Origin of the sequence: Cytobacillus sp. FSL R5-0569 (genome assembly GCF_038007265.1) — a bacterium.
Lineage (GTDB): Bacteria > Bacillota > Bacilli > Bacillales > Cytobacillaceae > Cytobacillus > Cytobacillus kochii.
In genome coordinates, this window is record NZ_JBBOWW010000001.1 from 3,172,617 (window position 1) to 3,186,199 (window position 13,583).

The 13,583-nt window shown below is 36.1% G+C and carries 17 protein-coding genes; 3 read left to right on the forward strand and 14 right to left on the reverse strand.

Annotated features, from left to right (window positions below; all coding sequences use genetic code 11):
* Positions 1–162 precede the first annotated feature (162 nt).
* Both MKX78_RS16080 and MKX78_RS16085 read left to right on the forward strand, forming a co-directional pair.
* Positions 163–852: a helix-turn-helix transcriptional regulator gene (locus tag MKX78_RS16080; protein WP_095372582.1), complete on the forward strand. Its 690-nt coding sequence runs from the start codon at positions 163–165 to the stop codon at positions 850–852.
* A gap of 84 nt (positions 853–936) precedes the next feature.
* Entirely contained in the window at positions 937–1,182 is a 246-nt protein-coding gene (locus MKX78_RS16085) for a DUF2626 domain-containing protein (RefSeq protein ID WP_095372581.1), read from the forward strand.
* Positions 1,183–1,245: 63 nt separating this feature from the next.
* On the opposite strand, the gene MKX78_RS16090 is transcribed toward MKX78_RS16085, so the two are convergent.
* Both MKX78_RS16090 and MKX78_RS16095 read right to left on the reverse strand, forming a co-directional pair.
* Positions 1,246–2,307 carry an SAM-dependent methyltransferase gene (locus tag MKX78_RS16090; RefSeq protein WP_341051590.1) on the reverse strand — a complete coding sequence of 354 codons (1,062 nt, stop codon included), beginning with the start codon at positions 2,305–2,307 and terminating at the stop codon, positions 1,246–1,248.
* Positions 2,307–2,945: an MBL fold metallo-hydrolase gene (locus MKX78_RS16095; RefSeq protein WP_341051592.1), complete on the reverse strand. Its 639-nt coding sequence runs from the start codon at positions 2,943–2,945 to the stop codon at positions 2,307–2,309. The genes MKX78_RS16090 and MKX78_RS16095 overlap by 1 nt, the downstream gene beginning before the upstream one ends.
* 257 nt (positions 2,946–3,202) lie before the next feature.
* On the opposite strand from MKX78_RS16095, the gene MKX78_RS16100 reads away from it, so the two are divergent.
* Complete coding sequence (locus tag MKX78_RS16100; RefSeq protein ID WP_095372578.1) at positions 3,203–3,376, forward strand: DUF2759 domain-containing protein; 174 nt, start codon at positions 3,203–3,205, stop codon at positions 3,374–3,376.
* A gap of 51 nt (positions 3,377–3,427) precedes the next feature.
* Here MKX78_RS16100 and MKX78_RS16105 read toward each other — a convergent pair whose 3' ends face one another.
* The 12 genes from MKX78_RS16105 to MKX78_RS16160 form a co-directional block, all read right to left on the reverse strand.
* Entirely contained in the window at positions 3,428–3,748 is a 321-nt protein-coding gene (locus MKX78_RS16105; protein ID WP_095372577.1) for an MTH1187 family thiamine-binding protein, read from the reverse strand.
* A 66-nt stretch (positions 3,749–3,814) separates the two neighbouring features.
* The gene (locus tag MKX78_RS16110; protein ID WP_095372576.1) at positions 3,815–4,933 is read right to left on the reverse strand and encodes a YqgU-like beta propeller domain-containing protein; all 1,119 of its coding nucleotides are present in this window, start codon (positions 4,931–4,933) and stop codon (positions 3,815–3,817) included.
* A gap of 198 nt (positions 4,934–5,131) precedes the next feature.
* Positions 5,132–6,316, reverse strand: a complete 1,185-nt coding sequence (locus tag MKX78_RS16115) for a M14 family metallopeptidase (RefSeq protein WP_095372575.1) — start codon at positions 6,314–6,316, stop codon at positions 5,132–5,134.
* Positions 6,317–6,393: 77 nt separating this feature from the next.
* Positions 6,394–7,335, reverse strand: coding sequence for an ROK family glucokinase (locus MKX78_RS16120; protein ID WP_307312904.1), 942 nt, complete (start codon positions 7,333–7,335; stop codon positions 6,394–6,396).
* 30 nt (positions 7,336–7,365) lie between these two features.
* Positions 7,366–7,572 carry a YqgQ family protein gene (locus tag MKX78_RS16125; protein WP_095373646.1) on the reverse strand — a complete coding sequence of 69 codons (207 nt, stop codon included), beginning with the start codon at positions 7,570–7,572 and terminating at the stop codon, positions 7,366–7,368.
* Positions 7,573–7,689: 117 nt separating this feature from the next.
* The gene (locus MKX78_RS16130; protein ID WP_095372573.1) at positions 7,690–9,150 is read right to left on the reverse strand and encodes a spore germination protein; all 1,461 of its coding nucleotides are present in this window, start codon (positions 9,148–9,150) and stop codon (positions 7,690–7,692) included.
* Between the two features lie 172 nt (positions 9,151–9,322).
* Positions 9,323–10,861, reverse strand: coding sequence for a rhomboid family intramembrane serine protease (locus MKX78_RS16135; protein ID WP_307312901.1), 1,539 nt, complete (start codon positions 10,859–10,861; stop codon positions 9,323–9,325).
* A gap of 100 nt (positions 10,862–10,961) precedes the next feature.
* Complete coding sequence (locus MKX78_RS16140; protein WP_307312900.1) at positions 10,962–11,153, reverse strand: hypothetical protein; 192 nt, start codon at positions 11,151–11,153, stop codon at positions 10,962–10,964.
* A 46-nt stretch (positions 11,154–11,199) separates the two neighbouring features.
* Positions 11,200–11,991: a DUF92 domain-containing protein gene (locus tag MKX78_RS16145; RefSeq protein ID WP_370873258.1), complete on the reverse strand. Its 792-nt coding sequence runs from the start codon at positions 11,989–11,991 to the stop codon at positions 11,200–11,202.
* A complete protein-coding gene (locus MKX78_RS16150) occupies positions 11,988–12,539 on the reverse strand; it encodes a 5-formyltetrahydrofolate cyclo-ligase (protein WP_341051598.1) in 552 nt (183 codons plus the stop codon). Before MKX78_RS16150 ends, MKX78_RS16145 begins: the two co-directional genes overlap by 4 nt.
* A 184-nt stretch (positions 12,540–12,723) precedes the next feature.
* Positions 12,724–12,873 carry a 50S ribosomal protein L33 gene (gene rpmG, locus MKX78_RS16155; RefSeq protein WP_057771568.1) on the reverse strand — a complete coding sequence of 50 codons (150 nt, stop codon included), beginning with the start codon at positions 12,871–12,873 and terminating at the stop codon, positions 12,724–12,726.
* A gap of 64 nt (positions 12,874–12,937) precedes the next feature.
* Positions 12,938–13,582, reverse strand: coding sequence for a hypothetical protein (locus MKX78_RS16160; protein WP_095372568.1), 645 nt, complete (start codon positions 13,580–13,582; stop codon positions 12,938–12,940).
* Between the last annotated feature and the right edge of the window lies 1 nt (position 13,583).

The following is a 13,583-nucleotide window of genomic DNA, read 5'->3' on the forward strand; positions in this document are numbered from 1 at the left end:
TTTAAGAGATTCCCTCCACCCTCTCCTCTTTCCACATACTTTACTATATAATGGTATTAACAAATAAAACATTTAAAAATGACTGACAGTGCAATCGCATCTTTAAAATCCTATTCATATCAGAAAAAAAGAATAATGAAAACCATATGAGAGGTGAGAATAATGAATGAAACATTAAAAATTACGAATACATTATCCGATCCAACGAGATACTATATTTATCAGTATGTTCTTAAAAAACATTTCCCTGTCACTGTTAAAGAAATTGCTAAAGAGTTTTCTATTCACCCGAATGTTGCTAGATTGCATTTATCAAAACTCGCAGAAATCCACATGCTTGAAGCTAAAATAGAAAAAACCGGTCAAGGTGGCCGACCGAGCAAGCGCTATCACCTAACTGATAGCGAGATTGGACTACATTTTCCTTATCGTAATTATCAAATGTTATCAGATATTCTTCTCGAAACAATGATTACACTTGGGCCAGAAGGAAAAAAAGCATTATATATAACTGGTAAAAAATATGGCGAGAAATTGATGGAGACGGCATTACACAGGCAAATGGTTACATTAGAGGACTCATTTGAAAGAAAATTAGCTCTCGTCATTGAAGCAGCAGAAGTGGCTGGTCTTCAGCCAGAATTTAATTTTGATGGAAAAAAGATCATGTTTGAAATGTTTAATTGTCCCTTTAAAGAAACCGCAAAGAAAAATCAAGGTGAAATATGTCATATGCACTTTGAATTTTTACGAGGCATGTTTGAGACGGTTTTTTTAGATATAGAATTAAGGGAATTGGGTAATATGTTAAACGGGTGTATTTCATGTTCTTATGAAGCTGTCGCAAAATAAAAAACATACTGTTTACTTTTAACCAAGTATTACCTTATAATTATTGAGTAATGGACATATGTGTGTGTTAAAGGAGGGATACATATGGATCGCATGTATAGAGTGATGGGATTCTGGACTGCTATTTTTGCAATTATGTTTTATGTAGGTGATATGTATACACCAGCACTACTATTCCTTGGCCAAACTGGTTTCTTTGTGCTACTAGGCTACTTAAAGCTTACAGAGCGTATGTACATTTATATTTTTGGCGCATACTTGACTGTTGCCTTTATCGGATTCACATATTGGACTGTCTTTATGATGGTACCAGGTATGGGGTCACACTAAAAGCACACATAACAAACATAATAAAAAGAGGATGCAACGGCATCCTCTTTTTATTATGTTTTTTTAAAGGTTCTTTTTCTGAAGAACAAGCTGAAACGATTGGCTGATTCCACTATCCATTAATAATGTTCGAATATCACGATTTTTCTTAGCCTCATTTGAAAATAGATCTCCACTATGATTGGATAATTCATCTAGAATACCTGATGCAATTAAAAACTCATCTTGCCGCCATTTCTGCATAAAAGTCAATCCATACTTCTCACCAAAACGGATCCACGAATCCCAGTGCACATCATGAGTTATATCCATCTCACCAGCGTGTGTAAGGATATTGGGGATAAGCTGATGTTTCCTGTATCCCCTCAGGCTGCCATCTTTTCTCGTCGGTATTAACCAATCATCGTCCGTGTAACCATAATCAGCTGTCAATACAAGTCCTTTTTCTAACACTTCGCTAATCGATGCACTTATGCCATCCATAAATAATGGAATCTCCATTCTTTGGCCATTGTATAAAGAAATCGACATTTGCTCGATGTATGAAATGATTTCCTGATTTTCTATAGGAATATAGACTTCGGTTAGCCCCTTTTGGTTGGAAGTAATCATTATTTCATATAAACAATCATCTTTTTTTTCTACTAAATGAACAGGTAGCGCATCAAGTAGTTCATTAGAAAAAACAAGCCCTGAAAACGTATGACATTCATCTAATGATTGGAGAAAATGAAGTTCTACACTGTGATGTTTACTTAATTTATCCTTTTGTAATCTTCTATGATGAGGGCTTTCATCAACTAATATATAAACTAGCGACTCATCGGTCATCTCTTCCCATTGATTTATAAAGACTTGAGCAAATGAACCATCACCTGCACCAATTTCTAACACGGCTGCAGGCAGTTGATTCACTCTCACCTGCTCTATAAACCATTTAGCTATTATTGTTGCATACATAGGTGTCATTGTTGGTGATGTATAAAAGTCCCCATCTACACCAATCTTTTTATCATCCTTCATATAATATCCAAAATCAGGATGATAGAGGGCTAACTGAATAAAATCGGCGTAAGTAAGCCGTTCCATCCTATTTTCTTCGATATAGCGGATGATTGGATTCATTATGAAAAGCCGTTCAAGAAAGGGTTTGTGTCTATTTCATTGGCAATGGTAGTCACTGGCCCATGTCCTGGTAAGACGAGTGTGTCTTCAGGTAAAGTGAGTAATTTATCATGTATGCTTTGCAGAAGCGTCTCATGATGGCCACCAGGTAGATCTGTTCGCCCAATACTGCCTTGAAAAAGGGCATCCCCACCAAACAGCAAGGCAATGTCTGCGAAATAAATGGAGACACTACCAGGAGAATGACCCGGTGTCTCTAATACTTTGAAGGAAAAACCTGAGATATCTATCTCTTGCTCTTTTACAAATAACTCATCGGCAGGTTGCAAACAAATCGCTGTGCCCATTTGAAATCTTGCTGAACCATTTAAGGCTGGGTCTATTAGCCAATCCTTTTCTTTTTCATGTATGTAAACAGGGATTTGGTACTTTTCTTTTACGTCATCTACTGCACCAATATGATCAAAATGTGCATGCGTTAAAAGTATCGCCTTCGGATTCAATTTTTCATCATCCATTATTTTGATTAGTTTTGTTGCTTCTCCCCCTGGATCAATAATTAAGCAGTCCTTGTTTTCTTTTATAAGAAGATAGCAATTCGTTTGTAATGGTCCTAATGGTAACTGTGCGTATTTCAAATGAATTCCTCCTTGGTTATTTTCTTTTATTGTACACAACTCTATAGTCTACGAGAAGCAAACATCGTTAATGGACTTGATGTATCTTCCTTAAAATGTTATTATCTGAAAAGTTCGTAGAATACACCTCGACAAATTTTGAAAAAAAGTATAAAATATGATGTGAATGTAAAAATAAGTATTACATACGGTTCCAAACCTTTGCAAGGAATGAGCATAGACTCATTTGTTGATTGAATGAAAAGGGGGCTATAAACATGGGACTAGTAATTATTACTGGTTTAACAGCTATTTTAGCAATTTTCGGTCTAATCAGTGCACTACGAAACAAAAATCTCCTAGGGATTGTATTCGCTTTCGGGACAGCTGCCGTTTTCGGATGGTTTGCTGTGATGACATTAATTCATAGCGGATTCCCAGCTGTCCATTAAAAGGGGATGTAAATAAAAAGTCTGCCTCTTTAAGGGCAGACTTTTTATTTATCATTCATCCTCTTGTAGCAATGATTCTACTCGTTTAACTTTATCCGCCATCTGACGTTTTACATCTCTACGGTCATCAATGCGAATATTTGTTGCCACTCGCGCTAGTCCTTTTTCAAATGGAACTTCATGCATTGCTTGGATAACCTCGAATAACACTGGTAATTCTCCTTCAATGAGTGTATTCATCGGTGTCAATTGGTAATCAATTTTCCCAGCATCTTTATATTCTTTTAAAACCTTTTGAATATCTGCTACATAAGCTGATACACTTGGACTCTCCGTTCCTATTGGAATAATTGTTACGTCTACTATTGCCATCATGTCATCTCCTTTAAATATCAATATTAGTATGCACAAAATAAAGAGCGAAGAAAATTTATCTGCTCAAGATTCTATAAGTGAAATGACTTCTTTCTCATCTAATAAAATGATTTTATCTAAATAATGACCGTATAAACAAGCATTGGCATTATTAGAACAGGAAAGAGGTTCGTTGTCCATATCTTCTAATAATACGGTCTGTTCTCCCGTTTCCATATCTGTAGCCATGAAATCAAAGCTACCCCGATACGTATCTGCATCTGTACTGTACTCCGGCTTAAAGTATAAAAACTCTTTATCCATCATGGCATATTGTGGAACCATCCAACCGGAAAAGCTTGTTAAATGAGGAACTGAAAAAGATAACACCGATTCAAAGTCGTTATTCATGAATGTGTATTGTGCCTCTTCATCATGATTTTCGTTTACACCAATGGTCACCATTAAATCATTAAATGTATCAACAAAATACACGTTTTCTTTCTTCACTTCCGCCGTTCCAGTCTTTTTTTGTTCTTTTAACTGCGTCACGATTGAAGGTCCAACCGTACTCCAGTCCAAATAAACAAATGAATCAGTACTTAACCAATGGACAAACGGCTCCGCTATAGATATATGTTCCATATTTTTTGTTTCAGCTGAAATCAAATAAGAAGTGTAAGACCAGTCCTCGGCAAAACTCGAAACCAATAACTTTGTCGGATCATATTGATTCCAAGAAACAGCTAGTTCGGTGCCATCTATTAACTCCTGCAATATGTAATCACCTTTATGATCCACTATAGCAATACGCCATTTTTGATTACTTGGTTCAGACTGGACAAATATATATTGTTGATCTGGGCTAATATAGACATTATTAATTGGTGCCTCACCTTCAAAAAACAACTCTTGTTCTCCGGTATAAATATTATATTTAAAAATTTTGTTCAATGTTTCATCTTTGTGATTGAGGAATAATAAGTGCTTGGCATCTAACCAGCCAAAGAAGAAAATTTGATCAGAATCTGAAACAGCAAGAGGTATAACTGATTGTTTTGAAGTTTGCTTCTCTGTCATATTCGTTTCTTTTACAGGTGGCTTATCACCTGTTTCATTCACTTGACAGCCAGCTATAATCATTGTGGAAAAAAATAAAAGCAATATGAGCATATAATCTTGGTGTTCCGCTTTGTGCTTCATAAACTTGGCTTGCCCCCCATCGAATTCCAATCTAGCTTCATTCTAGCGCACTTTTATCTGAATAGACGCGAGAAAAAGCCGTTTCCGGCTTTTCTTCGCTCTCTACGAAATTCTTCCTAATTAATTCCCAAAAACATTGTAATCAATAGTAAATTTTATACTGATTATGGAGGAAATACAAGCAACAACTATTTTTTATTAAAGATAAAGTGAAGCCAAAAAGACACCAAGCATTTCTTCATACATGTCTTCATACTGTGATAACGGCAGGGGGTTTACTCCTTTTCCCAGTTCCATCGTAAAGCCTGGCCGTCGATACTCTTTAATAAACCAATCTCTAAACCCAGCGAAACTATCTACATACTGTACTGAACGGTAACCGCTTACTCGTTCAAATTCATCAGCAATGACTTTTGAATCAGGCGGTTCAAGTCCTTCATATCCCCAGTAAAATTCTTCACCTTGTGTGTGAAAAGCTAATAATAAGCTGAAGTTGTTATTCTCAACAAGATTGGCCATCGCTATCGCTTCAGGCTCGGATAACGGTTCATATCCAGGAAAGTCTCGAGATGACGGAACATCTGGCTTTCTTTCTTTTTCATATTCCCACTTTGCGGGATATTGTTTATTCAAATCTACTCCTCTAATATTCGCCTTCCATAGGGAAAAATCATCTTTTTGTTCATTAATTGCTAATATTTCTTCTTTGTAGCCTTCTGGTGGTCCCCCTAAAACCAAGTCAACTCCATCAGGATTAACCATTGGAACAACGGATAACTCAACACGACTATAATAAGGTAAAGTCTCAATTCCCCTTAAAGGTTTTGCATTAGTCATAGATAACAAATAGGCATTTATTAAAGACATGAGGACAGGCGTTGTAATCCATTCATTTGCATGAAATGACGCATTATAATGAACTTGCTTTTCACCTGTACCTATTCTTATCTCATATAAAGGCTTGCCTGTCACCGAATAACCAATCTCATTTATTTTTATAAATGGATAAACTTCTTTTAATTGGTTGAGATCGTCTTGCAAAGTTTTAAAACTATAACTTTTTTTCCTATCCATTAAAGGCATAATCACTCTTGTTGGCACTAGGACTGTTTGATTTACTTGTAGATTTTGAGGCTGTAACTGCTGATTCAATAAAAGCAATGCATCGACAGGAAGATTATTCTTTGATGCTATTTGCCATAGTGAATCACCTTTTTGAAGTTTAATAGTAGATGTATGAAAGCCAGGAATTTGAATGCTTTGGCCAATCTGCAATGAGGAAGGGTCCACTTGTGGATTGCTATCAATGACTAAATTAATTGGAACCATAAACAGCTGACTGTAGTACCATAAAGAATCACCTGACCTAACTTTAATCTTCACCTTTTATCCTCCTCTCCATCAGTTCATACATATGATGAATGAGAAGAAAAGATGACTTACTCACTATTACAGAACCCTTACCCTATAATTAATTGCTTTGCACTCCAGGCGGCACCTACTACTCCTGCATCATTCCCTAAAGTAGCTAGTTTCAATAAAGTAGACCCTCGCATCTCAGGAAATAAGTTTTCGTCATAAAAGAATTGTAATGGCTCTAATAATAATTTCCCGGCTTGAGAAACCCCACCACCGATTATAATCACCTCAGGGTTTAGTATTGCTGCTACATTCGCTAAGGCAATGCCTAATGGCTTCATTGTTCTTTGAACCACTTCCTTAGCAACTACGTCATTCTTACCTGCTAAGTGAAATATATTCTGAACTGATAAATGGTCAACTAATAATGTGTTCTTGTTAGAATGAATGATTTCCTTAGCCACACGTACTATTCCAGAAGCTGAGGCAATCGTTTCAAGACAACCCCATTTTCCACAATTACATCGCACGCCATAAGAAGAAACGGCATTGATATGGCCTATTTCACCAGCAGAACCCCCATTCCCACGCATTAACTGACCATTACTAATAATGCCACCACCGATACCAGTACCAATTGTTAAGAGTACAATGTCTTTGTAGCCAGTTGCGCTACCAACCCAGCGTTCGCCTAACACTGCACAATTAGCATCATTCTCCAATATCACTGGAAGCGCCATGTAATCTGATAGTTCTTTTTGTAAGCGGTAGTGAGGTGACAAATTTATATTTGTTGCTGAAAGTAAAATTCCATTTTTGCTATCAACCGGTCCTGGGGCACCGACTCCAACAGATAAAATCTGCTCTTTTTTTAATTGCGCCCTCTTTCTATGATGTTCAATTGAAGTTGTAATTTGCTCTGCTAAACTGTTGTCTGTATAATCCTGCTTCGTCATTTCTTGCCATTTTAAGTGAATGTCGCCATTCTCGTTAACAAAAGCAAATTTAATTGTTGTACCACCTATATCCACACCAACAAACAAAACAACACCCCCTAGAGAAGTAATGAGCAACTATTTTCTTGTTTTCTTTTTCTCTTTTTCTCTCTCAGCCCTTAAGACTAATAAAGCATCTCGATAGGTATCTACTTCAATTATTTTTGCTTTATATAATTCACTCACTTCAAGCTCCATCATTTCAATATCCAATAAACGTTCACCCATATAAATAATAGCACCATATGCTTTTAACAACTGTTGTACATCATAAAAACTTTTCACATTCATTCCCTCGATTCTTTCTTTCATAAAGCAAAGTATAAACGAAAAAAAACTCTTCCTCAATCATTAAAACATGAGAGAAAGAGTAATTCTAACGATCAAAAGAAAAGTGTTCTTTTATCTATCTGGATCTTTTGGATGCAACATTCTTGGACGTCTATTTTTCAAAGGCATTGGTGACCGTAAAAGGACATCTCTAAAGGCTCTTAGGTTAAAGGGAATAAACGGCCATAAGTAAGGGACTCCGAAAGACTTCATTTTAGACAACCAAATGACAAATAGTGTGATACCGATGATAAAACCATACATATGAAATACACTTGTCAGTAATAATAAAACAATACGAACAATTCGATTAGCTAATCCTAATTCGTAACTTGGTGTAGCAAATGTACCAATTGCTACAATCGCAAAATAAAGAACGACTTCACTTGTAAATAAGCCCACTGAAACAGCCAAATCACCTATCATGAGTGCCGCTACTAAGCCGAGAGCAGTAGCAAGACTCGAGGGGGTATGAATGGAGGCCATCCTCAACATATCAATACCTACTTCAATAATTAAGATTTGCAAAATCAAAGGGATTTTCCCTGCCTCTTCTGGTCCTATAAATGATAGAGAATCTGGTAATAAACTTGGATTCGCAGCAAATAAAAACCAAATAGGTAAAAGGAACAGCGAAGCCCATACGGAAATAAAGCGAACGAATTTTAAATAAGCACCAATAATCGGTTTGTTTCGATATTCCTCTGCATGCTGCAAATGATGCCAGAAAGTAGTCGGTGTTATAATCACACTCGGTGAACCATCCACTATGATACATACATGACCTTCAAATAAATGCGAAGCTGCTGTGTCCGGTCTCTCTGTATACCTAACCATCGGATAAGGATTCCAATGCTGACCAGAAATGTATTCTTCAATTGTCTTCTCGGCCATCGGTAAGCCATCTGTATCAATTTTAGATACACTATCTTTTATTTTATTGACCAACTCAGGGTCTGCAATATCTTCAATATAAGTTATGACAATATCAGTTTTTGAGCGTCTACCGATTTGTAAATACTCCATTCTTAACGTTCGATCTCTTATCCGCCGCCTCGTTAGTGCTGTATTAAAAACTAATGTTTCAACATAGCCATCCCTTGCGCCTCTTACAACCCTTTCAATATCAGGCTCTTCCGGGCCGCGGGCCGGATAAGACCTTGTATCAATTAATATCGCTTCATCTGCTCCATCAATGACCAATGCCGTTTGACCAGCTAATACAGCATCAACAATTGCATCCAGATCACTTTCTGTAGCAATTTCGATATAAGGGATATATCTCTTCATTAGCTTCGGAACAGTATCCTCTTCTAATTGTTCTCTTCCAAGCTGAGCAAGAAATTCCATTAACCGATTCATAATATCATCTTTAGCAAAGCCATCAACCAAATAGATTGCCATGTCAATCCCAGTATATTCCACATCTATTTGTAACACATCAAAGTTTTTTCCGACTGCTAATGCTTCTTTTAAATATGATGTATTGTTAATCAATTCCTTAGATACTTTATGATGTTTGTTTGTTTCCATGAGTTCACCTCATTCAAATATATTCCTAACAAACATCATAGACATACTAAAAAGGAATCATACCCTCCTAAGAGGTTGATTCCTTTTACATTATGTTAAACAACAAGTTTTTTAAGTTTCTAAGAAAAGATGTAGAATTTCCTAGGAAATATTCCCTTCCTGTCGAAATATCTTATTTGTTTTCATTTAGATTGTCTAGTAGCTGCCGATAGTCTTCTGAGTCGTGTAATTCTACAGCTTGATCAAGATACTTTTTCGCTTCATCCGTATTGCCTTCCCTTAAATATAATAAGGAAAGATTATAGTAAGCTTCATGGAATTGTTCGTTTACTTCAATAGCAAGATGCAAATGACGCTTCGCTTTCTCTGTTTCTCCTAATTGAATTTCCGCATAGGACAATAAAAAATAAGTTTGTGCGGTTGCACCTTCTTTATCAAACGGAGTAAGCTCTTTAATCATCATTGAGTAATTTTCTTTTTCTAAATAAGTTTGTGCTTCAATCAAAGCCATCTCTTCTTGTGTTTGATCATTAGGGAAATGAAAGCCATAATAGAGACCTCCACTTATGAGAAGAGCCGTGAAACAAGCTATCAATAGTTGAGCAATCCTGTTTCTCTTCTTAGGCAAAAGAACGATTCCCGTTGCTAAGAACCCGCCAATTAAACCACCAATATGACCAGCGTTATCAATTCCTGGGATCATAAAGCCTAATGCAAGGTTAAACACAAGAACAACGATAATGTTCATACCCATTGTGCGGAAAAATAATTTTGGTTTCAATATCCCAAAGAAAAGCAACGCTCCAAAACAGCCAAATATCGCTCCGCTCGCTCCAGCCGATACGTTAGGACTAGTAATAAAACTAAGCAATGAACCCATAAAACCAGATAACAAGTAAATAACTATAAACCTTGTATTGCCCATTATTCGTTCAACAGCAGAGCCTAAATAAAAAAGAGCAAGAGTATTCATCAATAAATGCAGGAAACCAATATGTAAAATGATCGGTGTGAAAAAACGCCACCACTCACCTGCCAAAATAAGTGGATTATATTTTGCTCCACTTTCAATCAGCACCGAGGTATTTGTACTTCCACCTTTCCACTCCAGCCAAAGAAAAGCTAGGACTTGTAGCACAATAAATAGATATGTAAAAATGGGCTTACCTTGATTAAAAACCTCTGTTTCTTCTTTCGCTTTATTTGCTGCTAGCCATAATGTCTGTTTTTTTAAGTTTTCAATTACTTGTTCATCAATATCTTCAGATGGTTCTTCTAAAAAGAGAAGAGGTTTCATAAAGTGTCGCTGCAACTGTTTGGCCACCTCTTCCAGCCTATCCACAGTCATAATGACAGATTCAACCGTTGTCTTCTCCATTTTGGAATGCTGAAAGGGCTTATTAAGCTTATCCTCATAATCGTCAACAGGTACAAATGGTGAAATATATATATTGAGCACAGTCATTTCTCTATGCCTTACTTGTTTTCGAATACGCTCACCATTAAAGGCAACTGATTCTATATCTCTTTGTAACCAGTTACTCCAATCTAAATCCTTCCTTAGCAAACGAATGATTTTTGTCTGTTTATTCTCTAACTTCTCAATCCAGAGTTCATCTTGTTTTTCAGAAAGCTGAATGAAGCGATATTCTTCTTTATGTAGCAGATGATTGGCCAATGACCAAAATAAATAAGCCTCTTTACTATGCACTGTTTTCTCACTTCCTTACAGTTATATATCTTATTATAGTCAATGTTTCTTTTTAACAAAATAAAAAGCCCTTATATAAACAGGGCCAAAAAGTACATTGTTATAAACGTTCATCATTATATTGTGGTTGAGGAAAAACTAGCTTCATTGCTTTCTCTCTTAAAAAAGGGCAATTTAATATGGTAGCAATGATAAAATTTTGTCTCGCTAAAAGACCAACTAAGCGATAACGATACTGATAAATGAAAACACCTGACAATACAAACAGTATCAAAGTCATTATTTTTCCCATTTCATTCCCTCCTGTCTATCACTATTATGCGAATCATTCTCTGCAATTATCCACCTGCTACAGTCACAAAGAACAAAACACCTAATAAACTCGCAAGAGCACAAGATGAAAGGTTAACAAGGTCATTATTAACTATTGTGTTACCGCTTATATGTACCGTTTTACGATTACAATGCCATTTCGATTCGACCACCATCTCACAAGACGGACAACGATAAGTTACCTGTATGAAGGCACCTAATAAGGTATCCAAGATATTTCCGAGGAAACCAAAGACAAATATAATAAACATGGTGGAAAAAGATAATGAATAGGACAACATAGCAATAATAGCAATAGAGAAGGAACCCATTATTGCAGCAAAGGTTCCGAGGAAACTCATCGCTCCTGAAGTACCAGGTTCTACCTGCTTAAAATGCTGAATTGACAAAGGTCTTCTTTTACTTAATGAACCTATCTCTGAGGCCCAAGTATCTGAATTCGCACTCGCAATGGTTATTGTAAAAGCTATAAAAAAAATGGGAGATGGAAAAATAATAAAAAGCACACTAAATAATGCAGGTAACCCACCATTAGCAACCACTTGCTGCCAATCTCTAGTAGACCCTTTTTCATGGCGTGCTTCGATTTGTTGCTTCTGCTTTTTCTTGTATTTAGACAATAAGCTTGAACTAGTGAAAAAGAAGCCAAGCAGCAGCAGTCCCCTCCACCCAAAACCTAAGTTAATCAATACACCCACAACAATTGCTGCTATGGCGCCTGACTTTGTAAGAAGTTGAAGAAGGTAGCCTAAAAAGGCGGCAATGAGTACAAGAAAAATAAATATCAATTCTTTCACTCCGTTATTGTAATAATCTTTTGAACAGGTAGATCATGTTGGTCTAATGGTATTTTATTAACCACTTGCTGGGGGAAAGCTAATGAAAGTGTAAAGCCGTTATAATCCACTAAATAACGATCATAATAACCGCCTCCAAAACCAATACGATCTCCCTTTAATGTATAAGCAACGCCTGGAACTATTAATAAATCAATTTCAGAAGGCTGAACACTCTTAGTTTTGTCTACTACTGGTTCTTGTAATCCAGAATAGACGACTTCAAGATTGTCATAACTTGAAAAAATCCTGAAATTCATTTCCCTCGTTTTAGGTAAGCATTTTGGAATAGCCACTTGTTTTCCCTCTGACCAAGCCTTATTAATAATTGGAAAAGTATCGACTTCTGGAAAGCGTGATATTGTAAGGGCAACTACTTTGGATTGTTGCCAATGAGATGTGAGGAATAATTGCGATGCTAATTTTTCTGATAGTGATGAATATTGTTCACTAGGCATTTCTGTTAATTGTTGCATAATCATCTTTCTCAGTTGTTTTTTATCCACCATTTAACTCTCCTATACCTCTATTTATAAAAAACACACTTATCTTATAAAAATATTAGTTTCAAACTAAACATATGAAGTCACAACCATTACTCGTAATTTCACCTCTTGAACCTTACCCGGTATCACCCCCGTGATGAAACCATAAAAAAAGAGACAAAAAAAGCAGCAGGAATCTACCTACTGCTTATTTTGTCTCACGGTGTGTTGTAGAACGCTTTTCTCTTGGGCAGTATTTTTTTAGCTCAAGACGATCTGGATTGTTTCTTTTATTTTTTTTAGAAATATAGTTACGATCTCCGCATTCTGTGCAAGCTAACGTAATATTTACACGCATGTCATTTCCCTCCAAACTACTAAGCACTAGTTCGTTTCATACGACTTTTATATAATATCACTTTTTAGTTTGAAATGCTAGTATGTTTTTTTAAAAGTGTTTGATTTACTTGTAAAAGCTGTTTTTGACAATCATCTGTAATTGACCAAGCTTGTCCGTCAATAGCAGATTTCCCTGTTATTTTAACAGTATCCCCACATAAACTAACTACCTTTCCTTTTCCTATTGGATTGTATGATAATGTTTGTTTTCCACCTTTGCCATATGACCATATTTTGTTATTATCCACTTGTGATTGTTGCATAACTGTGTTTTCCTTCATTTTCACCCCGTTCAAATGACCATTCACTAAGAATAATTGGCGATCAATCATGTGATATATCAAGTGTTCAATCGGAGATATAAAAGAAATCTGGTAGTCACACTCTCTTGGATTACTATGCGCCATAAGTACTTTTATCTCTTTACTCGTAGATAGTTCATTGTAAATGTTGAAATTTAACATAGAAATATGATGATCAATTCTCACCTTTTCTGTACGTATCGATAAACCTTCTACTTGATGTTCTCTTCCTTCCGCCATATCATTCATTTCAATCCAATAAACACTTTTACCAACGGCGATACCTAACGTTTGATGCAATAAGTTTTCCTGATTCGACTGATTCCAATATTCAGTTGTGTAAGGCGTTTGCTCAATTATTTTCACT

Bases quoted from the DNA above. Each gene is read 5' to 3' on its own strand.
- MKX78_RS16105 (WP_095372577.1), bottom strand. From the start codon at position 3,748: ATGGCAATAGTAGACGTAACAATTATTCCAATAGGAACGGAGAGTCCA.
- MKX78_RS16090 (WP_341051590.1), bottom strand. From the start codon at position 2,307: ATGAATCCAATCATCCGCTATATCGAAGAAAATAGGATGGAACGGCTT.
- MKX78_RS16080 (WP_095372582.1), top strand. From the start codon at position 163: ATGAATGAAACATTAAAAATTACGAATACATTATCCGATCCAACGAGA.
- MKX78_RS16085 (WP_095372581.1), top strand. From the start codon at position 937: ATGGATCGCATGTATAGAGTGATGGGATTCTGGACTGCTATTTTTGCA.
- rpmG (WP_057771568.1), bottom strand. From the start codon at position 12,873: ATGCGTGTAAATATTACGTTAGCTTGCACAGAATGCGGAGATCGTAAC.
- MKX78_RS16110 (WP_095372576.1), bottom strand. From the start codon at position 4,933: ATGAAGCACAAAGCGGAACACCAAGATTATATGCTCATATTGCTTTTA.
- MKX78_RS16100 (WP_095372578.1), top strand. From the start codon at position 3,203: ATGGGACTAGTAATTATTACTGGTTTAACAGCTATTTTAGCAATTTTC.
- MKX78_RS16140 (WP_307312900.1), bottom strand. From the start codon at position 11,153: ATGGGAAAAATAATGACTTTGATACTGTTTGTATTGTCAGGTGTTTTC.
- MKX78_RS16130 (WP_095372573.1), bottom strand. From the start codon at position 9,150: ATGGAAACAAACAAACATCATAAAGTATCTAAGGAATTGATTAACAAT.
- MKX78_RS16150 (WP_341051598.1), bottom strand. From the start codon at position 12,539: ATGGTGGATAAAAAACAACTGAGAAAGATGATTATGCAACAATTAACA.